Source organism: Nocardia africana NBRC 100379 (assembly GCF_001612635.1).
Classification (GTDB): Bacteria; Actinomycetota; Actinomycetes; order Mycobacteriales; family Mycobacteriaceae; genus Nocardia; species Nocardia africana.
This window is the reverse complement of record NZ_BDAV01000006.1, coordinates 366,376-387,413: the sequence shown is the minus strand read 5'-3', so window position 1 is coordinate 387,413 and position 21,038 is coordinate 366,376. Positions and strand designations below refer to the sequence as shown.

The following is a 21,038-nucleotide window of genomic DNA, read 5'->3' as shown; positions in this document are numbered from 1 at the left end:
CTCTACATCGATGCTTCTGCCGCGTGGCGACGCTAAGCGGCGAGTCCGCTAACTCGCAGTGTGTCGGATCGGTGGTGAAACTTCACATCGATCGGGGCGGTCGATTGTGAGAGACCTCACCGGGTGTGGGGCCGTCCGGCCCGGTTCAGCCGAGCCGTGCCATGACCGCCCGCGGCAGCCGTGGCAGCACGAGGTTCAGTGCGCGCCAAGGCCATTGCGGAACACAGGCGCGCACCGGTTCGGCCTCGATCGCGGCGACCATCGCGGCCACACCGCGTTCGAGCGGTACGACCAGCCGGGCGTCGTCGGCGCGCGCCGACATCTCGGTGGCGATGAAGCCCGGCTGCACGGTGGTCACGGCGATCGGGCCGCGTCGCAGTTCGATCGCCAAACCCTCACCGAGAGCGGACAATCCGGCCTTGCTCGCCGCATACGCGGCCTTCTTGCCGGGCAGTCCGCGCACCGCGCTCATCGACGAGATCAGCACCAGATGTCCGGCATTCTGTTCGCGGAAGATCTGTAGGGCGGCCTCGGCCTGGGCCAGCGCACTCACGAAATTCGTTGTGGCCGTCGCGATATTCGCATCCGCACGCCCGGTGCCCAGCGCCGCACCCTTGCCCAGGCCGGCGTTGACGATCACCCGATCGAGGCCGCCGAATTCCTCGCGGAATTCCTCGAAGACGCGTGGGACCGCGTCGTGGTCGTCCACATCGAGGGCCCGCAGCGACACCCGGATATCGGGATGGGCCGCCAGCAAATGGTCTCGCAGTGTGCGCAGGTTATCCACGCGGCGCGCGCACAGCGCGAGATCGCGTCCGCGCGCGGCGAACTGCCGAGCCATTTCGGCCCCCAGGCCCGCACTCGCTCCGGTGATGAGAATTCTGCGCCTGGTCATGGCATTCCACCCTAGTGCCGCCCGGCCGCCCGATCAGGAAATCCGGCGGGCTCCGGGGGCGGGGACGGCGACGAAGAATCGCGGCGGGGAGAAACCGTCGTCGCGAAACCGGCGCCGGATCGCGGCTGCGGTCGAATCGGTCCGCTCGATATCCGTCACGGCGATGATGCTGCCGCCGAATCCGCCGCCGACCATGCGCGCACCGTAGGCCCCGGCGTCGAGCGCGGCCGCCACCGCAGCGTCCAGTTCCGGCGTGGAGACCTCGAAATCGTCGCGCAGCGAGGCGTGCCCGCTGGTGAGCAGCGGCCCGATCGCGCGCGGATCACACCCGTCGCGCAGCAACTCCACCACGGTCAGCACCCGCGCGTTCTCGGTGACGACGTGGCGGGCGCGCCGCCGCAGCACCGGATCGGCCGGCCGCTGCGTTTCCGCCACGTCGGTGACGGCCCGCAGTGAATGCACGCCCAGAGCGTGCGCGGCCTGCTCACATTCGCGCCGGCGCCGGCCGTAACCGCTGTCGGCGAGCCGGTGCGGGGTGTGGGTGTCGGCCACCAGCAAGTGCAGTCCGGCCGCGGCGAGATCGAAGGGAACCTGCGCGGATTCCCCGGTGGCGAAGTCGAGGAACAGGGCGTGACCCGCCGTGCAGAGCAACGAGGCGGACTGGTCCAGGGTCCCGGTCGCGGCACCGACATAGGAGTTCTCGGCGGCCCTGCCGATGTCGATCAGCTCGGCGCTGTCGGCGTCGATCGCGAACAGATCGCGAATCGCCAGTGCCACAGCGCATTCCAGCGCGGCCGAGGACGACAGCCCGGCGCCCACCGGGACCGCCCCGTCGATCTCCAGCACCAGCCCGGACAGGTCGTGCCCGCGGCGCCGATATTCGTGCACCACGCCCAGGGGATAGCGGGCCCAGCCGGTGACCGCCGAATCGGCGAGTCCGTCGAGCCGTTCGCACACCTGCCCGGCGTGTTGTTTCGAACTCACCCGCACCGTGCCGTCCGTCGCGGCCTCGGCGGTGCAGGTCACGACCTGAGGCAGCGCGATCGGCAGGGCGTAACCGTCGTTGTAGTCGGTGTGCTCGCCGATGATGTTGACCCGGCCGGGCGCGACCCATACCCCGCGCCCGGGTGCCGCGCTCACCGCACCTCCCGCAGCTCGGCGGCCACCGTCTCCGGTGTGGTGTCACTGATGAAGACGTTCATCCCCGCAGTCCTCGCCCGGCGCACCGGCCCACGCGTCCACCACCAGGCGCGCCCGGCTCGAGCCCGGCGAACGAACTGTTGTGGTCGCTGGTGAAGCACACCACCTCACAGCGCCCGAAACCGTTGCGCAGCAACATCTCCGGCGCCCCTTCGACGTGATCGGGAAGTTCGGCGCGACCGGTGGACAGCGACGGAAAGCGATTCTCGAACACCACCACCTGATAGTCGGCCTCCGGAACCTCGGTGGGATGACCGGGGCGCGAGGGGCACAGCGGGCCGTCGGCCAGCGACCGACGACTCATCACCGGACTCGGCCGCGCCATCGCATCCCTCCGCTCGATCCACCGGATCTCAGCGGGACACTAACATCGCGGCCGCGGCGTGCGCCGGATCCGGCGCGGCGCACCCGATCGGATATACCGCGCCGGACGGGGCCCGACTCAGACCTCGCTGCCGAACAACCCTCCCGGCCCGTAGGAGCCGGTCGGCGGCGGGGCCGGCATCATCACCCAGCCGCCGCAATTGGCCGAGGCGAACGCGACATCGGATGGTTTGATCAGCACTCGCACGGGAGCCGTGTGGGTGCGATCGCTGGCCACGATGGCGGCGTTCGGGTCCGGCGGATCACCGGCTTCCGGAATCTTCCACAGGCGTTCCCAGGAACAGTCGTGCGCCGGGTCCGCCGGTCCCGCCGACTGATAGATACCGGGCGCGATATCGACCCCTACCCGGTACATCCCGTCTCCGGGAATGGTCGTCGCCGGATCAGCGGCCGCGGTGCCGGATCCGAGCATCGTCGCCGCGGACGCGACGGCCCCGGCGATCACAAACGTGCGTCCACGCACGGCGGTCCTCCTCGATATAGCAGACGGCCGTCGACTATCGGGCGGCCGGAGAAGATCCCCGCATCTTCCGGGGCCTTGGTCTATCAGAAGTCCGGTAGGTGCGGACCGGATCGAGGAAATATCTGGAGATTCGACAACGCCCCGGTGGGCGGTGGGCAGGCGACCGGAAAATACGGTCGCAGAACGTCCCCGCGGGATCCCCTCGCGCCCACGGGGACGGCACCCGCGTGCGGTTCGACCGCCGAGGTGCGAGATGGGAACGTACTGCAGCGCCGTCGGCACGTGCAACACAGTGGTATTTCAGAATTAAATTACTACGGCGAATGATTCGGATTCAGCATTCCCGCATTTTCATCTACGGCCCTGGCTAGCGGCGGATCACGCGGATTCGAACGGCCGCAGCGACATTCGGGCAATGATGCGCATTCCCTCCGGATTCCCCCAGATGTGGTCAGCAACACAAACCTGCCGGTTGTTCCGTGACTCGGGTGACCGTGGCAGCGGTGAGATAGCTAGCGATGTCCGTTTATCTCGCTGTCTGACGCCAGTTCGACCGCTCGACCGGCGTGTCTGTGGAAATGGCGCGTCGCAACGGCTCTAATGGGGGTAACGGTTCGGTAACTGAACTTGCGCATGTGATGCTGCCGTTGCAACAGTGAACCACTGGGTTTGATGTTACTAGTGGGAAGGGAGGGGTGCGCCCGTCCCGGGTGCGCCGTCCGAACATGAACCATCCACGCATCATCAAGACCGGAGTCAGGCTCGCCGTCGCCGCGGTCACCACGGCCGGTGTGCTGGCGCCCGCCGCGGCCCTCGCCGCGCCGGCCGCGCCCGCAGATCCCGATATGTCGACCACATTGGCGGGTAAGACGGTATTTCTCGACCCGGGCCATCAAGGCAGCAACCACAGCGAAGACCTCAATCGTCAAGTGAACGACGGCCGCGGTGGCACCAAGGAGTGCCAGACCACCGGAATGACGAGCCGCGGCGGCGTACCCGAGCACACCATCAACTGGAATGTGGCACAGCTGGTCCGGCAGTCGCTCGAGGCGCTCGGCGCGCACGTGGTGATGAGCCGCCAGGACGACACCGGCTGGGGCGGATGTGTCGACGAACGCGCCGCGGCGGCCAACAACTCCGGCGCCGCGGTGGCCGTCAGCATCCACGCCGACAGCGCACCGGAACAGGATCACGGCTTTCATCTGATCGTGCCGCAGTTGCCGGTTCCCGATGCCAAGGCGAACGAAGCGCAGTCGGGCCCCGGTCAGGTCGCCACGAAGGCCGTGCGCGACGCGTACAAACAGGCGGGGTTCACGCCCGCTGATTACGCGGGCGCGGTCGACGGTCTGCAGACCCGATCCGATATCGCGGGCCCGGCGCTGACCGAGGTGCCCGACGTCTTCATCGAAATGGGCAACGGCGCGAATGCCGACGACGCGAAGACGCTCGAATCGCCCGACGGGCAACTGAAGCACGCCATCGCGATCACGACCGGGCTGGTGAGTTATCTGATCGGAGTGACCCCGGGCGGTACCTCGCCGGCCGCGTCACCCGCCGACAGCCCCGCGAGCGCGCCGCAGACCGGTGCGTCCGAGGGCACCACGTCGCCGAGCACTACCCCGCAGAGTCCGGCACCGCAGAATGCCGCACCGGAAAGTGCGTCCCCGCAAGGATCGGCGACACCGAATTCCGGCGCTCAGAATTCCGGCACCCAGAATTCGGTTGCACCGCAGCAGAATTCGGCAACCGATGCGTTGCGTGGCGCGCCCAACTCCGGCACCACGCAGTCCGCGCCGGCGTCCACCTCGCCGTCCGCGCCGGCCACGACGCAGCCGGGTTCGAATCCGGCGGGCGCTCCGGCCGGTACCTATCGAACGGCGCCGGGGACCTATTCGAACACCGATCCGGGCACGTCCGGGGCCGCACCGCAGACCTCGACCGCGCCCGGCGCCAGCGGCACTCAGAAAACGCCGCAATCCGGTTCCGCCGCCGGTAATCTCGTTACCACCGCCATGCAGTTGCTGTTGCCGCTGGCAAAATCGCTCGGCCTGGGCAACGGCGCGCTCGATTCCGAACTGATGAATCTGGCCTACACCCTGGTCGCCACCCTCCTGGGGTCGAGCAAGTAATCGGCCCCGCTCGTGCCCGCCCCTCCGCACGAAGGGGCGGGCACGACCTCGTCCGGGCCTCGGTAAGCTCGGCCGAATGGATCGGCGCATACCTGTTCTGGTGGTCGCGGGATTTCTGGGAGCCGGTAAGACCACGCTGCTGAACCATCTGCTGCGGCGACGCGAGGCCCGGATCGGGGTCGTGGTCAACGACTTCGGCGCGGTGAATATCGACGCGATGCTGGTGGCGGGCCAGGTGGACGCCATGGTCTCGCTGGGCAACGGCTGCGTGTGCTGTGCGGTGGACGTCACCGAACTCGACGAGATGTTCGCCCGGCTCGCCGAGCCACGCCACGGCATCGATGTGATCGTGGTCGAGGCCAGCGGCCTCGCCGAACCCCGCAACCTGATCCGCATGGTCATCGGCAGCGACAATCCGCGCATCCGCTACGGCGGATTGGTCGAGGTCGTGGATGCCGAGCATTTCGACGACAGCCGAGCCCGCCATCCCGAACTGGCCACACATCTGCGCCTGGCGGATCTGATCGTGCTGAACAAGGCGGACCGGGTACCGGGTGCGCGGCTGGACGAACTGCGCGCGGACATCGAGAGAATCGCCGCGGGAGTGCCGGTCTATGCCACCGCGCACGGCCGCATCGATCCGCGGCTGCTGTTCGACGTTCCCGAACGCGGCGCGTCGACGGTCGCCCGGCAGTTGTCGTTCGACGAACTGCTCGACGACCACGACCACGATCACGATCACGATCACGACCACGAGGCGCCCGGCCACCGCCATCTGCACGACGGCTACGACAGCGTATCGTTCACCACCGCAACCGATCTCGACCCGCGCCGCCTGGTCGGATTCCTGGAGGATCCGCCGTCGGGGCTGTTCCGCGCCAAGGGCGCCACCGCTTTCCGCGTGCGCGGTGAAAGCCGAAAGTTCCTGCTGCACATGGTCGGCCGGCATGTGGTGTTCGAGCCGGCCGCCTGGTCGCGCGGCGAAACCCGCGAAACCCGGCTGGTACTCATCGGATCCGGTCTCGACGCGGAATCCGCGACGGCCCGCCTGCACGCCACCGCTCACACCGGACCCGAACCGCTGGACGAGCAGGCGTTGTTGCCGGTGTGGCGGTACGTGCCGAGGGACGCCTCGGATCAGAGCGCGTGAATCTCCGGCGCCATCTCGATGAGGCGTTGCAGGCGCGCCCGCGTCCACGGCCCGTCCGGTCCGAGAATCGCGTGGTCGATGCCCGTGGCGGCCAGGGTTTTCAAATGGTCCAGCACCGGTCCGCGATCCGCGTCGATATCCAGGGCCGTGGTGACGGTCTTCTCGATCGTGGAATAGTCGCGTCCGATCTCGTCGCACAGCCGCCGCAGCACCGCGAGTTTGTGCGCGAGGTTGTCGGCGTAGCCGCTACCGGGAAGGTCGAACAGATTGCAGGCGTCGGCATATCGGGCCACCAGCGGCAGGGTTTTGCGCTCGCCACTGCCGCCGATCAGGATCGGCGGATGCGGGCGCTGAATGGAATTCGGTGAGTTGAGCGGCCGCGCCAACTCGTAATGCCTTCCCTGATAGGGCGTCTCGTCCTCGCTCCACATGCGATGTGCGATCTGCAGCAGTTCCTCCAATTGTTCGAAGCGTCGCGGCAGTCGCGGGAACGGAATGCCCAGGCCCTCGGCCTCGAAGGTGGTGTTCGGGCCCATCGGTTCCGGATCGAAGGGCGCCCCGGCGCCGACGCCGAAGATCAGGCGGCCGCCGCTGAGTACGTCGAGGGTGGTCGCGGATTTGATCAGCACTCCGGGATGGCGATACGGCACCGCCGTGACCAGGGTGCCGAGCCGGATGCGGTCGGTGATTCCGGCGAGAAATCCCAGCGCGGCGTAGGCCTCGAGCATCGGCGACTCCGGCGGATGTCCGCTGATGCCGATCTGGAAGAAGTGGTCCATCACCCAGAGGCTGTCGATACCCGACGCGTCGGCCGCCTGCGCGAGTTCCGTGACCGCCGAACCGATTTCGCTACCCGGGACGGGCCAGGAGAAGTCGGTGAGCGCGATGCCGATTTTCACGTATATCTCCCGTTCAAAGTTATTAGCCGGGTAACGACTATAACGTGAGTCGGCTAACGAATACAATACCTCTACGCTGAACACACCATGACCGACGACGACTTCCAGACCGCGTTCTGGTCCACCAAACACGCCCTCGCGGTGGCGGCGGCCGCCGCCTACGCCCGGCACGGCGTGTACGAGGGCCAGCAGTTCATCCTGCGACAGCTCTGGCAGGAGGACGGACTGACGCCCGGTCAGGTGGCCAAACGACTCGGCCTGGCGACGCCCACGGTCACCCGGGCGACCACCCGGATGGAAGCGGCCGGACTGGTCCGGCGCGAACCGCATCCGACCGACCGCCGGCTGGTCCGTCTGCACCTGACCGCACGAGGGCGGGAGCTCGAGCACGAGATCGAAGCCGAGAGCGCGCGGCTGACCGAACGGGCGCTGACCTCGTTCAGCGCGGCCGAACGCGCCGGCCTCTTCAGGGCGCTGCGCCGCATCGAGGCGAATCTCACCGAGCCGACGCCGGCCGAGGCGAATCCCGGCCACGAACCACGCTGACGCCGTGGCCTAGCCGCAGGCGTTGACCCACTCGGAGAGGCCGTCGGCGAACAGCTGGCGCTTCCAGATCGGGACCTCGTGCTTGATCCGGTCCACCAATTCCGCGCAGGTCTCGAAGGCCTCGCGGCGGTGCGGAGCGGCGACGGCCACCGCGATCGCCAGATCGCCGACGGTCAGCGCGCCCACCCGGTGCACCGCGGCGACCGGGAGGCCGGCGGACTTGCCGACCTCGGCGCACACTCGGGTCAGGAACTTCTCCGCCTCGGGGTGGGCCGAATACTCCAGGGCCGAAACCGACTGTCCGCCATCGTGATTGCGGACCTTTCCGGTGAAGACGACGACCGCGCCGTGTTCGGGGCCGGTGACCGCGCGCTCGACCTCCTCGGGCCGCAACGGCTGATCGCTGATGCGGGTGAGCGGCGTGTACTCACTCATGGCGGCCTCCTCCGGCGACCTGGGCCAGCAGATGATCCAGCAACGGTTCCAGGACCGTGATCCCATCGCGGACCCCGCCCGGCGAACCGGGCAGATTCACGACCACCGTAGTGCCGGACAGGCCGGCGACGCCACGGCTCAAGGCCGCCAACGGAAAGGCGGCCGCACCGCGCTGACGGATCGCCTCGGCGACGCCCGGCAATTCCCGATCCAGCACCGCCAGCGTCGCTTCCGGAGTGGCATCCGAGGGTGAGGCGCCGGTGCCGCCGGTGGTGATCACCAGTCCCGGCGTGCCGTCGAGTGCGTCGCGCAGACCGGCCGCGATATCGGCATCGGCGTAGACCAGCGGCCCGCGCACCGAAAAGCCCAGCCCCGCAAGCCATTCCGCCAGCACCGGACCGGTCGTGTCGACCCGAGTGCCGGCCGCGACGCCGGTCGAGGCGACGACCACGACCGCGGTCCGGGATCCCTCGCCGATGTGCGTCGCATCGCCGTGGCTCGGGCCGGCGGGGGAGTGCGCGCCCCCGGGCGATTCCGTGTGATGGTGAACCGGCCGGTCCTCGGTCGCCGCTCGGTGTTGTGTGTCCGCCGTGGCCGCGGTGTGCGGCTGCGGAGACGTCCCGGCGTCGGGTCGCTCCCAATGACCGTGCTTACCACCGTCTTTCGTCAACAGGCGCACACCGTCCAGGACGGCCGCCGGATCCACCGCCTTCACCATGTCGTGCAGTGTGAGGCCGGCGATCGCGACCGCGGTCAGCGCCTCCATCTCGACGCCGGTGGGGCCCTTCGTCTTCGCTCGCGCTTCGATGGTGATGGCGGACTCGGCGAAACCGAAGCGCACATCCACCGACGACAGCGCCAGCTGATGGCACAGCGGAATCAGCTCCGAGGTCTTCTTCGCGCCCGAGATACCGGCGATGCGAGCCGTCGACAGCACATCGGCCTTCGGCAGATCGTCCGCGCGCACCAGCGCCACCACCTCCGGCGTCGTCCGCAGCAGGCCGGCCGCGACCGCCACCCGGGTCGTCTCCGCCTTCGCGCTCACATCGACCATGCGCGCCCGGCCTTCCGCATCGACATGCGACAAGGTGCCGGCGTCGGCTTCCGGCACGGCGCCGGATTCGGCAGGGGACAGTTCGTTCACAGTTCGCGCACCCTCACCAGCGAACCGGCCGCCACCGTCGTGACCTCGGCCGGGATTTCGATCAGAACATCGGCCTGCGCCATCGCCGCCACGAGATGCGACCCGGGGCCCGATACCGAACGAACCCCCGCACCTTCTCGCCGCCCCCGCAGGAACTGCCGCCGGCCTGCCGGGGACCGCACCGGATCCAGCAGCGCCACCTCGTAATTCGGCACCGGGGCCCAACCGCTCAGCTGCCGCAGGATCGGCCGGGCGAACACCTCGAACGACACCATCGTGCTCACCGGATTTCCCGGAAAGCTCAGAACCGGAATCCCGTCGACCACACTGATGCCCTGCGGGCCGCCGGGCTGCACGGCCACCGAACCGAACTCGCCGCCGACCTCGGCCAGCACCTCCTTGACCACTTCGAAATCGCCCTGCGACACCCCGCCCGACGTGAACACCACATCCGCGGCCGCCGTCGCGACCGACAACTTGCGGCGGAACTCGCCCGGATTGTCGCGGCTGTGGGAAACATCCACCACATCGATTCCGTTGGCGCCCAACGCAGCAGCCAGCGCGATGCCGTTCGAGTTGTAGATCTGGCCCGGGCGCAACGCGACACCGGCCGACACCAGCTCGTCGCCCGTCGTCAGGACCGCCGCCCGGATCGGCCGCGCGACCGTCACCGCGGCGATGCCCACCGCCGCCAGCGCCGCGATCCGATGCGGCGACAACAGCGACCCGGCCGCCACCAGCAGCTCACCGCGCCGAATATCGGTTCCCGCCTCCCGCACGAAATCGCCTGCGTTGCGGCCCCGTTCGATCGACACCCCGCCGTCGACGGCGCGGGTGTCCTCCACCGGCACCACACAGTCGGCGCCCGGCGGAATCGGCGCGCCCGTCATCACCTTGACCGCCGCCCCGTCCGGCAACCGATCCGGACCACCTTGCCCGGCGGCCACCACACCGGCCACCGGCAGCGTCACCGGCGTCACCGCGACCGACTCCGCCCGGACCGCATATCCGTCCATGCCCGAATTGCGGAAGACCGGGAGATCCAGCGGCGACCGCACATCCTCGGCCAGCATCCGGCCCCGCGCCCCGTGCAAGGCCAACTGCTCCACCTGCCGCACTGCCAGCGGTCGCAGCAGCTGTTCGATCCGCTCCCGATGATCCTCGACGGACCGAGCCACAGTCTTGGCAGGCTGACTCATAGCCGTCAGCCTAGCTGTGTATATGGCCTTCGCTTCGCTGCGGCGGGTCTCGGCCCCTTGGGCCTCGATTTTTCACTCCTCCGCTCGGTCGCTGCGCTCCCTCGCTCCGTCGCTGCAAAATCGAGGCGGGCCGAGACCTTTGGGGGTTCACCGTCGCGGATGGGGCGGACGATGCATGGGTTTCGCGTTCACCGGCTCCGGCGGTGCTCACCTACCTCACAGGTGGTGACTTGCGGGACGTGAGGTGGCGGCGGCCCCCATAATGGAGGAGTGACCGTCGTTCTCATGGGGATTCCCGCCGTCCGGGGCGGGCGGCCCTCGCTGGATGGACGGCCCGATACGGACCTGCTCGTCGACAAATTCGGTCGCACGGCCCGGGATCTGCGAGTGTCGATCACCGAGAAGTGCTCGTTGCGGTGCACCTATTGCATGCCGGAGGAGGGGTTGCCGGCCATCCCCGCGGACGAATTGCTCTCGGCCGCGGAGATCGTGCGGTTGGTGGAACTCGCGGTGCGGCGCCTGGGGGTACGCGAGGTGCGATTCACCGGCGGCGAACCGCTGATGCGGCGCGATCTCGAGCAGATCGTCGCCGGTTGCCATGCCGCCGTTCCCGACACGCCGCTGGCGATGACCAGTAACGGCGTCGGGCTGGAACACCGCGCTCGCGGGCTGGCGGACGCGGGGCTCGGGCGGGTCAACGTCTCCCTCGATACGGTCGACCCCGCCGGATTCGCCCGGCTCACCCGCCGGGACCGGCTCGGCTCGGTGCTCACCGGCATCCGCGCCGCCCATGCCGCCGGTCTCTACCCGGTCAAGGTGAACGCCGTCCTGATGCGCGAAACCCTGTCCGGCGCGGTCGATCTGCTGCGGTGGTGCCTGAACGAGGGATGCGAACTGCGCTTCATCGAGGAGATGCCGCTCGATGCCGACCACGAATGGGCGCGGACCAATATGGTCACCGCGGCCGAACTGCTCGACGTTCTCGGCACGGCCTTCACCCTCACCGAAGCAGGACGCGGCGACCCCTCCGCCCCGGCGGAGACCTGGCTGGTGAACGGCGGTCCCGCCACGGTCGGCATCATCGCCTCGGTCACCCGCCAATTCTGCGGCGACTGCGACCGCACCCGCCTCACCGCCGACGGCATGATCCGATCCTGCCTGTTCAGCGACCAGGAATACGATCTGCGCTCACTGCTGCGCGCCGGCGCGAGCGACGACGAACTGGCGCAGCTGTGGCGCGGCGCGATGTGGAACAAATGGGCCGGGCACGGCATCGACGCCGCCGATTTCGTCCCCCCGGAACGGACGATGGGAGCCATCGGTGGTTGAGGTCAGATATTTCGCCGCGATCGCCGACGCGGTCGGCAAATCCAGCGAACATCTCGACCTGCCCGAGTCGGCAACGGTCGGTGACCTGCGCGCGGCCTTGCGCTCGGCCTACGGCGCCGATCTCGATCCGATGCTGAAGGTCTGCGCCTATCTGGTGGGCGAGGAGCTCACCCGCGACGACAGCACTCCCCTCACCGCCCGCGTCGACGTCCTACCGCCGTTCGCGGGCGGCTGAGCAGCGCCCGTTCTCTCGTGCGGTGGAGTCGCTCTCAGTTCTTCCACCAGCTGTCGAGCGGCGACACCGGCACGGTCCGCTTGTGCCGGGTGTTGCAGTAGATCGTCTCGATGCGCTCGGCCACCTCCGGCGCCACATCCTTGCCCTCGAGATAATCATCGATCTGGGCGTACTTCAGGCCGAGCGCCTCCTCGTCCGGCAGGGCCGGGCGATCGTCCTCGAGGTCGGCGGTGGGCACCTTCTCCCACAGGCTCGGCGGAGCGCCCAATTCCTGGAGCAATGCCGCACCCTGGCGCTTGGTCAGGCCCGTCAGCGGAGTGATGTCGACTCCGCCGTCACCGTGTTTGGTGAAGAACCCGGTGACCGCCTCGGCCGCGTGGTCGGTGCCGACGACCACCAGATTCAACTGCCCCGCGATCGCGTACTGGATGATCATCCGTTCGCGCGCTTTGATGTTGCCGCGGACGAAATCACGCAGCTCTGTCTCATGTCCCAGTAGTTTGCGCACACCCTCGGCGGTCGCGGCCGCCACCGCGTCCGCCCCGGGCTTCACATTGACCTCGACCACATGGTCCGGGCCGATGAAATCCAGTGCCCGCTGCGCGTCGTCGGCATCGGCCTGCGCACCGTAGGGAAGCCGGACCGCGACGAAGGTCGCCTCCTGTCCCCGGGCGCGTAACTCGTCCACGGCCAGCTGGCACAGTTTGCCGGTCAGCGAGCTGTCCTGACCACCGCTGATGCCGAGAACGAAACCCGTTGCCGGGGTGGAACTCAGATAGTCGGCCAGGAATTCGACGCGGCGCCGCACCTCGACCTTCGGCTCGATCTCGGCCGCGACACCCAATTCGGCGATGATCTGTTCGCGCAGGTTCCCCATGCGGCCACTCTACTGGGCGGGCGCTACCAGTGCGCGGACCACGTTTTCCCAGTGGTCGGCGATCTGTTCGGGCCGATAACCGAGGACCCGCAGTTGATGCAGTACCAGGCCGGCGTCGAGGATGGCCAGCAGCGTGTCCGCCGTCAGCGCGATATCGCCGCTCACGTCGAGCTGCCGAAGCAACAGCGAGACATGGGTTTTCGAGATGTTGTACGGAGCGCTGGCGTAACGGCCGGATTCGTCGGCGGCGCGGCGCATTTCGCCCTCCACCTCGATCCCGGCCAAACGGGCGCGCCCGTAGGCGATCAGCCGCTGCAGCGGCGGAGCGCCCGGGCCCAGCGGCGGGGGCCCGAACATGAACGCCGCCTGCAATTTCTGCTCGGACTGGTCGAGCAGCGCCAGCATGAGACCGGCCCGGTTGCCGAATCTGCGGAATACGGTGCCCTTGCCGACGCCCGCGCGTTTGGCGACCGCGTCCATCGTGACGCCGTCGGCGCCGAATTCGCGGACCAGTTCCTCGGCGGCGTCGAGTAGCAGCTGCCGGTTGCGTACGGCATCGCTGCGCTCGGAGTGTTCGGCTACCGGCAGCGCGGTGGTGAGCGCCGTCGGTGGCAGCTCGACGGCCACGGCCTCGAGCGGCAGCGCGCCGGGACGCGGCACGGCGGCGAAGGCCGGATCCGAGACGTGCGGATCGGACGAATGGGACGAATTCGACGGCGTCGAATCCGGAGTGTCGCAGTTCACAGTTCGTTACCCCATGACCCGGGAATGAAAGCGGACCGTAGTCCGGTTATCGTGTCGTGACAGCGGAAGCCACCGCCGCCCCACCGCACAAGGAGTGATCATGTCACAGACTCGCATCCTGGCTCTCGTCGGCAGCTTGCGTGCCGGTTCGATCAACCGGCAGCTGGCCGAGGCTGCCGCCCAGACCGCACCGGAAGGTGTCGAGGTCGATATCTACGACGGTCTCGGAGATATTCCTTTCTACAACGAGGACATCGATGTGCCGGGTCAGGTGCCCGCGCCGGCGCAGGCGCTGCGTGACGCCGTCGCCGCCGTCGACGCTCTGGTGCTGTTCGTTCCCGAATACAACGGCACCATCCCGGCCGTGCTGAAGAACGCGATCGACTGGGCCTCGCGGCCCTACGGCGCCGGTTCGATCAAGGGCAAGCCCGTCGCCGTGGTCAGCGCCTCGATCAGCCAGAACGCCGCGAAGTGGGCGCACGGTGACACGGTGAAGGCGGTCGGCGTGGCCGGCGGCACCGTCGTCGAGAGCGCGCACCTGCACTTCGGCACCATCGGCCAGCGCTTCGGCGAGGCGCATCCGCGCGACGACGCCGAGGCTCTGACCCAGCTCGCCGCCGCGGTCACCGAACTGGTCGCCGCGCGGGAATCGGTCAACGCCTGAGCGTGAGACGGTAACCGGCTTCGAGCCGTTCCGAGGGGTCGCACCCGATGGTGCGGCCCCTCGACGGCGTTGGGGCGGGCAGTCGCCGGCCGATGAAGGGTGACGTGACGGGCGTCCTAACGCTCTCGCCGCACACCTCTATAGGATATGAAAACCATTTCCAATAGGAGGCTGTCATGAAGGTGCGGAACTCGCTGCGTTCGCTGAAGGACAAGCCGGGCGCTCAGGTGGTGCGACGCCGTGGCAAGACCTATGTGATCAACAAGAAGGAGCCGCGGTTCAAGGCTCGCCAGGGCTGATCCGGTCCGGCTGCGACACGCCGGAGTAAGCGACCGAATGCCGCGTTCGTTCCCTGGGAACGGGCGCGGCATTCGGGCGTTCCGAGTGTGCCGATACGGGCCTGCTGAGGTTGGCGTGACCGATGTGACCAGAGGTGACATTGGGTTTGCTGGGAGAGAGCTGCGACATGAAATCGTGATCTGCGCCACTGTCGTGTCGGGTTGCGAATCGACTGTCCTGGTACTTACGGCCGTCGAATTTCATCTTTGTGGTTCGCAACATGTCGTGTTGTATGAATCTGTCGGCCACTAGGTGTAGTGTCTACGGCACTGGAAGGGGAGACGAATTCCGAGCCGATCGCCGCAGCGTGATTGCCGGTGGTGCCCCTACTTCCAGGGGTTTGCGCAGTACCAGATGGATCGTGCTCAGTACGGATGCTCACAGCAGAGGGCGTACCGATTCAAGGCTGCATCGGATAAGGCAAGGAGAGAGGGTCACCCATGAGTATCACGGTCTACACCAAGCCCGCTTGTGTCCAGTGCAACGCCACCTACCGCGCGCTCGACAAGGCCGGTGTGGAGTACGAGGTCGTCGATATCTCCGAGAACCCCGAGGCCCGCGACTACGTGATGGCGCTGGGATATCTGCAGGCCCCCGTCGTCGTCGCCGGCGACGAGCACTGGTCCGGTTTCCGTCCGGACCGCATCAAGTCCCTGGTGACCGCCGCGGCCTGATCCGCTCCGGTCACCGTTCGTCCGACGAGCAGAGTAAGGGGGAGTGGGATGGCTGGGTTGTCCGGGGAAGGAGCCCAATCGACGCCCGCTCTGGTCTACTTCTCGAGCGCGTCGGAGAACACGCACCGCTTCGTCGAACGGCTGGGTTTGCCGGCCGTTCGCATTCCGCTCCACACCGCCGATTCGCTGCGCGTCGACACGCCCTATGTGCTGATCTGCCCCACCTACGGTGGCGGCCGGCACGTGTTCGACGCGCAGCGCGGCGAGGGGGCAGCCGGTCGTTCGGACAAGGAGTTCGTCCCCAGGCAGGTGGCGAAATTTCTCAACGATCCGCATAATCGTGCGCTGTTGCGCGGGGTGATCGCGGCCGGCAACACGAACTTCGGCGATACGTATTGCTATGCGGGAGAGGTCATCTCGCGCAAATGCGGGGTGCCGTACCTGTATCGCTTCGAACTGATGGGAACCGCCGAGGACGTCGAGCGCGTCCGAGAGGGATTGGGATTGTTTTGGCAACGACAACAGCACCGGCCGGAAAGACGGCCCGCCTAGAGCGCCCGGTCAGCACCGAGACCTCGACCGAGGGCCTGGACTACCACGCGCTCAACGCGATGCTGAATCTGTACGGACCCAACGGTGAGATCCAGTTCGACAAGGATGTCGCCGCCGCCCGGCAGTACTTCCTGCAGCATGTCAACCAGAACACCGTCTTCTTCCACAACCTCGACGAGAAGCTCGACTACCTCGTGGAGGAGAACTATTACGAGCCCGAGGTTCTCGACCAGTACAGCCGCGCGTTCGTCAAGAAGCTGTTCCAGCAGGCCTACGCCAAGAAGTTCCGGTTCCCCACCTTCCTCGGCGCCTTCAAGTACTACACGTCCTACACGCTCAAGACCTTCGACGGGAAGCGCTATCTGGAGCGCTTCGAGGACCGGGTCTGCATGGTCGCGCTGACCCTGGCCGCCGGGGACGAGATCCTGGCCCAGCAGCTGGTCGAGGAGATCATCGACGGCCGCTTCCAGCCGGCCACCCCGACCTTCCTGAACTCGGGCAAGAAGCAGCGCGGCGAACCGGTCTCCTGCTTCCTGCTGCGCATCGAGGACAACATGGAGTCGATCGGGCGCTCCATCAACTCGGCACTGCAGCTGTCCAAGCGTGGCGGCGGAGTCGCGCTGCTGCTCAGCAACATTCGCGAGCACGGCGCGCCGATCAAGAAGATCGAGAACCAGTCCTCCGGCGTCATCCCCATCATGAAGCTGCTCGAGGACTCCTTCTCCTACGCCAATCAGCTCGGCGCGCGTCAGGGCGCGGGCGCGGTGTACCTGCACGCGCACCATCCCGACATCTACCGCTTCCTCGACACCAAGCGGGAGAACGCGGACGAGAAGATCCGTATCAAGACGCTCTCGCTGGGCGTGGTGATCCCCGACATCACCTTCGAACTGGCGAAGAAGAACGAGGACATGTACCTGTTCTCGCCCTATGACGTCGAGCGGATCTACGGCCTGCCGTTCGCCGACATCAACGTCACCGAGAAGTACTACGAGATGGTCGACGACAAGCGCATTCGCAAGTCGAAGATCAACGCGCGCGAGTTCTTCCAGACCATCGCCGAGCTGCAGTTCGAATCCGGTTACCCCTACATCATGTTCGAGGACACGGTGAACCGGGCCAACCCGATCAAGGGCAAGATCACCCACTCCAACCTGTGCTCGGAGATCCTGCAGGTCTCCACCCCGTCGGTGTTCAACGACGACCTGTCCTACGCGAAGGTCGGCAAGGACATCTCCTGCAACCTGGGCTCGCTCAACATCGCCAAGGCCATGGACTCACCGGATTTCGGGAAGACCATCGAGGTCGCGATCCGGGCGCTCACCGCGGTCTCGGATCAGACCCACATCTACTCGGTGCCCTCGATCGAACAGGGCAACAACGAATCCCACGCGATCGGCCTGGGCCAGATGAACCTGCACGGGTATCTGGCGCGCGAGCGGGTCCACTACGGGTCCGAAGAAGGTGTGGACTTCACCAACATCTACTTCTATACCGTCGCCTACCACGCGGTGCGGGCCTCCAACAAGCTCGCCATCGAGCGCGGCAAGGCCTTCGGCGGCTTCCCGGAGTCCAAGTACGCCAGCGGCGAATACTTCGACAAGTACACCGAACAGGTATGGGAGCCGAAGACCGACCGCGTGCGGGATATCTTCGCCGAAGCGGGCGTGCACATCCCGACCCAGGAGGACTGGCGCGAGCTGAAGGCCTCGGTCATGGAGCACGGCATCTACAACCAGAATCTGCAGGCGGTGCCACCGACCGGATCGATCTCCTACATCAACCACTCCACCAGCTCGATTCACCCGGTGGCGTCGAAGATCGAGATCCGCAAGGAAGGCAAGATCGGCCGCGTCTACTACCCGGCCCCCTACCTGACCAACGACAATCTCGACTACTTCGCCGACGCCTACGACATCGGCTACGAGAAGATCATCGACACCTACGCAGCGGCCACCCAGCACGTGGACCAGGGCCTGTCGCTGACCCTGTTCTTCAAGGACAGCGCCACCACCCGCGACGTCAACAAGGCCCAGATCTACGCCTGGCGCAAGGGAATCAAGACCCTCTACTACATCCGCATCCGCCAAATGGCGTTGGAGGGCACCGAGGTGGAGGGCTGCGTCAGCTGCATGTTGTGACGGTTGCCCAACGGGCGTCCCGGTTCCGGCCGGGGCGCCCGTCCGACGGCGCGTGCCGAGTGTCGTGGTTCGGCGCGGCGGCAATCGGAGGTGTAACCTGCATGCGGGCGCTGTGCGCCCGGGCGGTGGCCAGGCGACGGTGCGGGTCATCGGGATGCCGGGATGGCATCCGAAATTCTCTGACGGTGGAGTGCTGGCAATGAGGAGGTGGGTGGCTGTGCGTAGCGAACCCCCGAGTCGAAGGCCGCGCGGCACCGTCCTCCTGTTCTGCCGGTAGAGCTTTCGGTAGCGAGGTCGGTGCCTCGCGGTGTGATCCGTGATCCCGTACCCACTCGCAGTATGCCGAGGTTCTGTCATGTCGACCGATCTGTTCTTTGCCGCGCCCGCACGCCCGGATGACGGCCGCCCGGCCACCGAAACGTGTGCCGCCGAAACCGCCGGCGCCGAACAGCATTCGGACCACGTCTCGCTCCGCGACCTCATCGACGACCGCCGCGTCGACGCCGCGCTGACCTGGCTGGACGACCACGCACCGCACCGGATCGCCGACGAACTCGCCCGCATGGACGCCGTGCACGCCGGCATCGCGTTCCGGCTGCTGGACAAGGACCGGGCGCTGGCGGTGTTCGAGGAGCTCGAGCCGGTGGACCAGCAGCAGATCCTGTCCGGCATGCGGGATCAGAGCTTCCGGGACCTGGTGGAAGGGATGGACCCCGACGACCGCGCCCGGATGCTGCGCGAGGCCCCCGCCACGGTCGCCAAGAAGGTGCTGGCCGGGCTGAGCCCGCGCGAACGGCGGATGACCGCGGCGCTGCTCGGCTATCCCGAGGGTTCGGCCGGTCGCTACATGACCCCGGAAGTCGTTGCGCTGCATCGTGATCTGACCGTCGGGCAGGCGCTGCGGGTGGTTCGCGCCAAGGGCGCGCACGCGGAGACCGTGTACACGTTGCCCGTGGTGGACGGCGGTCGCCGGCTCACCGGCGTGGTCGAGATGCGTGAACTGGTTCTCAGCGATCCGGAGACGATGCTGACCGAACTCGTCGTCACCGCACCGGTTTTCGCCCGCGCGACCGACGCCGCGGAGAAGGCCGCGCGGCTCATGCGTGAGACCAACCTGATCAACCTTCCGGTCGTCGACAGTGAGGATCGGCTGGTCGGGCTGCTGACCATCGACGACGCGGTGGAGGTCATCGAGGCCGCCGACAGTGAGGATGTGGCGCGGCAGGCCGGCGCCAGCCCGTGGACCGGGCACTACATGGCCGCCGGTGTGTTCCAGTTGGCCCGCTACCGCGCGATGTGGTTGCTGTTGCTGCTGGTCGCGGCCACCTTGACGGTCACGGTGACCGACGCGTTCGAGGCGACGCTGGCACAGGCCGCGCATCTGGCGCTGTTCATTCCGCTGCTGATCGGCGCGGGCGGCAATGCCGGTGCGCAGGCGGCGACCTCGTGCGTGCGGGCATTGGCCGTCGGCGAGGTGCGGGTATCGGATCTGCTGAAGGTCATCTGGCGCGAATGCCGGGTCGGTTTGGTGCTCGGATCGATGCTGGCGGTGGTCGGCATGGTCATCGGCGCGGCGTTCGTCGGCGCGCAGATCGCGCTGGTCGTCGGCATCACCCTGGTGATCATCTGTGGCTGGGCCGCGACCATCGGCGGCACGATGCCGTTGCTGGCCAAGAAATTGCGCATCGACCCGGCGGTGATCTCCGCGCCCATGGTGACAACCTTGGTCGATGCGACCGGGCTGATCATCTACTTCACGACGGCGAAGCTCGTACTGGGGATCTGAATCGGGACCGCCGACCATGTAGTCCGCTGTCGCCGGCAGCCGTCCACGATGCCTCGCGGGCGGGTACCCGTCGCCGTCGGCATGGTCGCACGAGCGATGTCGGAGAGCGGCGGAAACATCGCGAAACTGGTTCTGCGGCAATGCTTTACGGTGCACCGTTCGCGGCCCGGTCGATCTTGGCGGCCATCGGGTATCACCTGGCTTTCCATCGGTAGCAGGCCACACTCGCCGCCGGTGAGACTGTCTCCACCCGAAGTGATCGAGGCGGTGTGCCTCGAGGCCGCGGCTGGAGAGAAGGAAAAGCACATGGGGACATACCTTTTGGTGCCCGGCGGTTGGAAGGGCTCCTGGTCGTTCGAGGCGGTGGTGCCGCTGCTGGAACGTGCCGGTCATACCGTCCACGCCCTGACCCTGACCGGTCTGCGGCCGGACGACGACGCCGCGACGGTCGCGACGGCCGACCTCGACACCCACGCCGACGACGTCGTGCGATTCCTCGATCGGGCCCACCTCACCGGTGTGACGCTGGTCGGGCACAGTTACGGCGGGATGGTGATCGCCGCTGCCGCCGACCGCGCCGGCGGCCGGATCTCCCGCCTGGTGCATCTCGACGCGTACGTCCCCCGTGACGGCGAATCGTGCTGGTCGGCAACGAACGACCATTTCCGGCAGGTATTCGCCGCTGGTGCCGCGACCACCGGGTACTCCGTCCGCCCGCCGGGCACCGGCGACCCCCGCCGCCGTCCCCACCCCCTCGCGTCCTTCATGCAAACGATCCGGCTCACCGGCGCGTTCGCCCGAGTCCCGCGCCGGGAGTTCGTCTACTGCTCGGGCTGGGAGGACCGCACGCCCTTCGCCGACCTGCGCGCCCGCCTGCTAGCCGACCCCGAGTGGCTGGTCCACGACCTCCCCACCGGCCACGACGCCATGCACGAGGCCCCGGAGGCCGTCGCCGAACTGCTGCTGAGCGAGTGAGGGCGGCCCGTCCGGGCGAACTTTTCGTGCAAACCTCCGCGAAAATGCGAGAAAACCGCTGAAGCCGACGAGGTTTGCACGATTAGTGCACGCCACCGGCACGTCCGGGCGGTGGAACGCGAGGGCAAACTTTCGGCATCTTTGCTGCGATCGCGGCGGCGGCAGTAGCCTGTGCGTCGCGCGCTCGTCATTCGCACCCGGCCGCGGTGTGGAACTTCCCACCCCGGAACGCATTTGCCCAGGACGTGGGAGACACAAGCCCTTGTGCTGTGCCGAGC

Annotated in this window: 21 protein-coding genes and 1 pseudogene; 12 read left to right on the top strand and 10 right to left on the bottom strand. The window is 67.5% G+C overall.

The window, feature by feature from the left end:
• Positions 1-145 precede the first annotated feature (145 nt).
• The 4 genes and pseudogenes from NA3_RS09970 to NA3_RS09955 form a co-directional block, all read right to left on the bottom strand.
• Entirely contained in the window at positions 146-895 is a 750-nt protein-coding gene (locus NA3_RS09970) for an SDR family oxidoreductase (protein WP_062963261.1), read from the bottom strand.
• 33 nt (positions 896-928) lie between these two features.
• Complete coding sequence (gene galK, locus NA3_RS09965; protein ID WP_084491415.1) at positions 929-2,035, bottom strand: galactokinase; 1,107 nt, start codon at positions 2,033-2,035, stop codon at positions 929-931.
• Positions 2,036-2,122: 87 nt separating this feature from the next.
• Positions 2,123-2,372 (bottom strand): annotated as a pseudogene (locus tag NA3_RS09960) (galactose-1-phosphate uridylyltransferase); the annotation flags it as partial.
• Positions 2,373-2,537: 165 nt separating this feature from the next.
• Positions 2,538-2,942 carry an Rv1352/Rv1906c domain-containing protein gene (locus NA3_RS09955; RefSeq protein WP_062963259.1) on the bottom strand — a complete coding sequence of 135 codons (405 nt, stop codon included), beginning with the start codon at positions 2,940-2,942 and terminating at the stop codon, positions 2,538-2,540.
• A 725-nt stretch (positions 2,943-3,667) separates the two neighbouring features.
• Between NA3_RS09955 and NA3_RS09950 the strand changes: the two genes are divergently transcribed.
• Both NA3_RS09950 and NA3_RS09945 read left to right on the top strand, forming a co-directional pair.
• Entirely contained in the window at positions 3,668-5,071 is a 1,404-nt protein-coding gene (locus NA3_RS09950; protein ID WP_062963258.1) for an N-acetylmuramoyl-L-alanine amidase, read from the top strand.
• A gap of 76 nt (positions 5,072-5,147) precedes the next feature.
• Positions 5,148-6,221 carry a CobW family GTP-binding protein gene (locus NA3_RS09945; protein WP_062963257.1) on the top strand — a complete coding sequence of 358 codons (1,074 nt, stop codon included), beginning with the start codon at positions 5,148-5,150 and terminating at the stop codon, positions 6,219-6,221.
• On the opposite strand, the gene NA3_RS09940 is transcribed toward NA3_RS09945, so the two are convergent.
• Positions 6,209-7,120 (bottom strand): LLM class F420-dependent oxidoreductase, encoded by a 912-nt coding sequence (locus tag NA3_RS09940; RefSeq protein WP_062963256.1) that lies wholly within the window; start codon positions 7,118-7,120, stop codon positions 6,209-6,211. The two genes, NA3_RS09945 and NA3_RS09940, sit on opposite strands and share 13 nt — an antisense overlap.
• A gap of 87 nt (positions 7,121-7,207) precedes the next feature.
• Here NA3_RS09940 and NA3_RS09935 point away from each other — a divergent pair, with 87 nt between their 5' ends.
• Positions 7,208-7,666: a MarR family winged helix-turn-helix transcriptional regulator gene (locus NA3_RS09935; protein WP_062963255.1), complete on the top strand. Its 459-nt coding sequence runs from the start codon at positions 7,208-7,210 to the stop codon at positions 7,664-7,666.
• A 9-nt stretch (positions 7,667-7,675) separates the two neighbouring features.
• Here the strand turns inward: NA3_RS09935 and NA3_RS09930 are convergent, their stop codons facing one another.
• From NA3_RS09930 to NA3_RS09920, 3 genes are all read right to left on the bottom strand, one after another.
• Positions 7,676-8,101: a molybdenum cofactor biosynthesis protein MoaE gene (locus tag NA3_RS09930; protein ID WP_062963254.1), complete on the bottom strand. Its 426-nt coding sequence runs from the start codon at positions 8,099-8,101 to the stop codon at positions 7,676-7,678.
• Positions 8,094-9,155, bottom strand: coding sequence for a bifunctional molybdenum cofactor biosynthesis protein MoaC/MoaB (gene moaCB / locus NA3_RS09925; RefSeq protein ID WP_062963580.1), 1,062 nt, complete (start codon positions 9,153-9,155; stop codon positions 8,094-8,096). Before moaCB ends, NA3_RS09930 begins: the two co-directional genes overlap by 8 nt.
• Before the next feature lie 86 nt (positions 9,156-9,241).
• Complete coding sequence (locus NA3_RS09920) at positions 9,242-10,444, bottom strand: molybdopterin molybdotransferase MoeA (protein WP_062963253.1); 1,203 nt, start codon at positions 10,442-10,444, stop codon at positions 9,242-9,244.
• Between the two features lie 270 nt (positions 10,445-10,714).
• On the opposite strand from NA3_RS09920, the gene moaA reads away from it, so the two are divergent.
• Both moaA and NA3_RS09910 read left to right on the top strand, forming a co-directional pair.
• Positions 10,715-11,773: a GTP 3',8-cyclase MoaA gene (gene moaA, locus NA3_RS09915; RefSeq protein WP_062963252.1), complete on the top strand. Its 1,059-nt coding sequence runs from the start codon at positions 10,715-10,717 to the stop codon at positions 11,771-11,773.
• On the top strand, positions 11,766-12,008 hold the full coding sequence (locus NA3_RS09910; RefSeq protein WP_062963251.1) for a MoaD/ThiS family protein: 243 nt from the start codon (positions 11,766-11,768) through the stop codon (positions 12,006-12,008). Before moaA ends, NA3_RS09910 begins: the two co-directional genes overlap by 8 nt.
• 34 nt (positions 12,009-12,042) lie before the next feature.
• Here the strand turns inward: NA3_RS09910 and nadE are convergent, their stop codons facing one another.
• Entirely contained in the window at positions 12,043-12,885 is an 843-nt protein-coding gene (gene nadE, locus NA3_RS09905; protein WP_062963250.1) for an NAD(+) synthase, read from the bottom strand.
• Positions 12,886-12,894: 9 nt separating this feature from the next.
• Positions 12,895-13,512: a TetR/AcrR family transcriptional regulator gene (locus NA3_RS09900; RefSeq protein ID WP_227995484.1), complete on the bottom strand. Its 618-nt coding sequence runs from the start codon at positions 13,510-13,512 to the stop codon at positions 12,895-12,897.
• A gap of 217 nt (positions 13,513-13,729) precedes the next feature.
• Here NA3_RS09900 and NA3_RS09895 point away from each other — a divergent pair, with 217 nt between their 5' ends.
• The 7 genes from NA3_RS09895 (at position 13,730) to NA3_RS09865 (ending at position 20,760) form a co-directional block, all read left to right on the top strand.
• The gene (locus NA3_RS09895; protein ID WP_062963249.1) at positions 13,730-14,293 is read left to right on the top strand and encodes an NAD(P)H-dependent oxidoreductase; all 564 of its coding nucleotides are present in this window, start codon (positions 13,730-13,732) and stop codon (positions 14,291-14,293) included.
• 176 nt (positions 14,294-14,469) lie between these two features.
• Entirely contained in the window at positions 14,470-14,592 is a 123-nt protein-coding gene (ykgO, locus tag NA3_RS09890) for a type B 50S ribosomal protein L36 (RefSeq protein ID WP_036504093.1), read from the top strand.
• Between the two features lie 480 nt (positions 14,593-15,072).
• Positions 15,073-15,306: a redoxin NrdH gene (locus NA3_RS09885; RefSeq protein ID WP_030515663.1), complete on the top strand. Its 234-nt coding sequence runs from the start codon at positions 15,073-15,075 to the stop codon at positions 15,304-15,306.
• Between the two features lie 48 nt (positions 15,307-15,354).
• Positions 15,355-15,858 carry a class Ib ribonucleoside-diphosphate reductase assembly flavoprotein NrdI gene (nrdI, locus tag NA3_RS09880; RefSeq protein WP_062963248.1) on the top strand — a complete coding sequence of 168 codons (504 nt, stop codon included), beginning with the start codon at positions 15,355-15,357 and terminating at the stop codon, positions 15,856-15,858.
• Positions 15,859-15,917: 59 nt separating this feature from the next.
• Complete coding sequence (nrdE, locus tag NA3_RS09875; protein WP_233427289.1) at positions 15,918-17,999, top strand: class 1b ribonucleoside-diphosphate reductase subunit alpha; 2,082 nt, start codon at positions 15,918-15,920, stop codon at positions 17,997-17,999.
• 355 nt (positions 18,000-18,354) lie between these two features.
• Complete coding sequence (mgtE, locus tag NA3_RS09870; protein ID WP_084491414.1) at positions 18,355-19,785, top strand: magnesium transporter; 1,431 nt, start codon at positions 18,355-18,357, stop codon at positions 19,783-19,785.
• 306 nt (positions 19,786-20,091) lie between these two features.
• On the top strand, positions 20,092-20,760 hold the full coding sequence (locus NA3_RS09865; RefSeq protein ID WP_062963577.1) for an alpha/beta fold hydrolase: 669 nt from the start codon (positions 20,092-20,094) through the stop codon (positions 20,758-20,760).
• Positions 20,761-21,038: the final 278 nt, after the last annotated feature.

What these genes read in the sequence shown, in the direction of transcription:
- NA3_RS09970 (WP_062963261.1), bottom strand. Translation starts at nt 895, where the DNA reads ATGACCAGGCGCAGAATTCTCATCACCGGAGCGAGTGCGGGCCTGGGG.
- NA3_RS09950 (WP_062963258.1), top strand. Translation starts at nt 3,668, where the DNA reads ATGAACCATCCACGCATCATCAAGACCGGAGTCAGGCTCGCCGTCGCC.
- NA3_RS09945 (WP_062963257.1), top strand. Translation starts at nt 5,148, where the DNA reads ATGGATCGGCGCATACCTGTTCTGGTGGTCGCGGGATTTCTGGGAGCC.
- NA3_RS09935 (WP_062963255.1), top strand. Translation starts at nt 7,208, where the DNA reads ATGACCGACGACGACTTCCAGACCGCGTTCTGGTCCACCAAACACGCC.
- NA3_RS09930 (WP_062963254.1), bottom strand. Translation starts at nt 8,101, where the DNA reads ATGAGTGAGTACACGCCGCTCACCCGCATCAGCGATCAGCCGTTGCGG.
- moaCB (WP_062963580.1), bottom strand. Translation starts at nt 9,155, where the DNA reads ATGGTCGATGTGAGCGCGAAGGCGGAGACGACCCGGGTGGCGGTCGCG.
- NA3_RS09920 (WP_062963253.1), bottom strand. Translation starts at nt 10,444, where the DNA reads ATGAGTCAGCCTGCCAAGACTGTGGCTCGGTCCGTCGAGGATCATCGG.
- nadE (WP_062963250.1), bottom strand. Translation starts at nt 12,885, where the DNA reads ATGGGGAACCTGCGCGAACAGATCATCGCCGAATTGGGTGTCGCGGCC.
- NA3_RS09895 (WP_062963249.1), top strand. Translation starts at nt 13,730, where the DNA reads ATGTCACAGACTCGCATCCTGGCTCTCGTCGGCAGCTTGCGTGCCGGT.
- ykgO (WP_036504093.1), top strand. Translation starts at nt 14,470, where the DNA reads ATGAAGGTGCGGAACTCGCTGCGTTCGCTGAAGGACAAGCCGGGCGCT.
- NA3_RS09885 (WP_030515663.1), top strand. Translation starts at nt 15,073, where the DNA reads ATGAGTATCACGGTCTACACCAAGCCCGCTTGTGTCCAGTGCAACGCC.
- nrdI (WP_062963248.1), top strand. Translation starts at nt 15,355, where the DNA reads ATGGCTGGGTTGTCCGGGGAAGGAGCCCAATCGACGCCCGCTCTGGTC.
- nrdE (WP_233427289.1), top strand. Translation starts at nt 15,918, where the DNA reads ATGCTGAATCTGTACGGACCCAACGGTGAGATCCAGTTCGACAAGGAT.
- mgtE (WP_084491414.1), top strand. Translation starts at nt 18,355, where the DNA reads ATGTCGACCGATCTGTTCTTTGCCGCGCCCGCACGCCCGGATGACGGC.
- NA3_RS09865 (WP_062963577.1), top strand. Translation starts at nt 20,092, where the DNA reads ATGGGGACATACCTTTTGGTGCCCGGCGGTTGGAAGGGCTCCTGGTCG.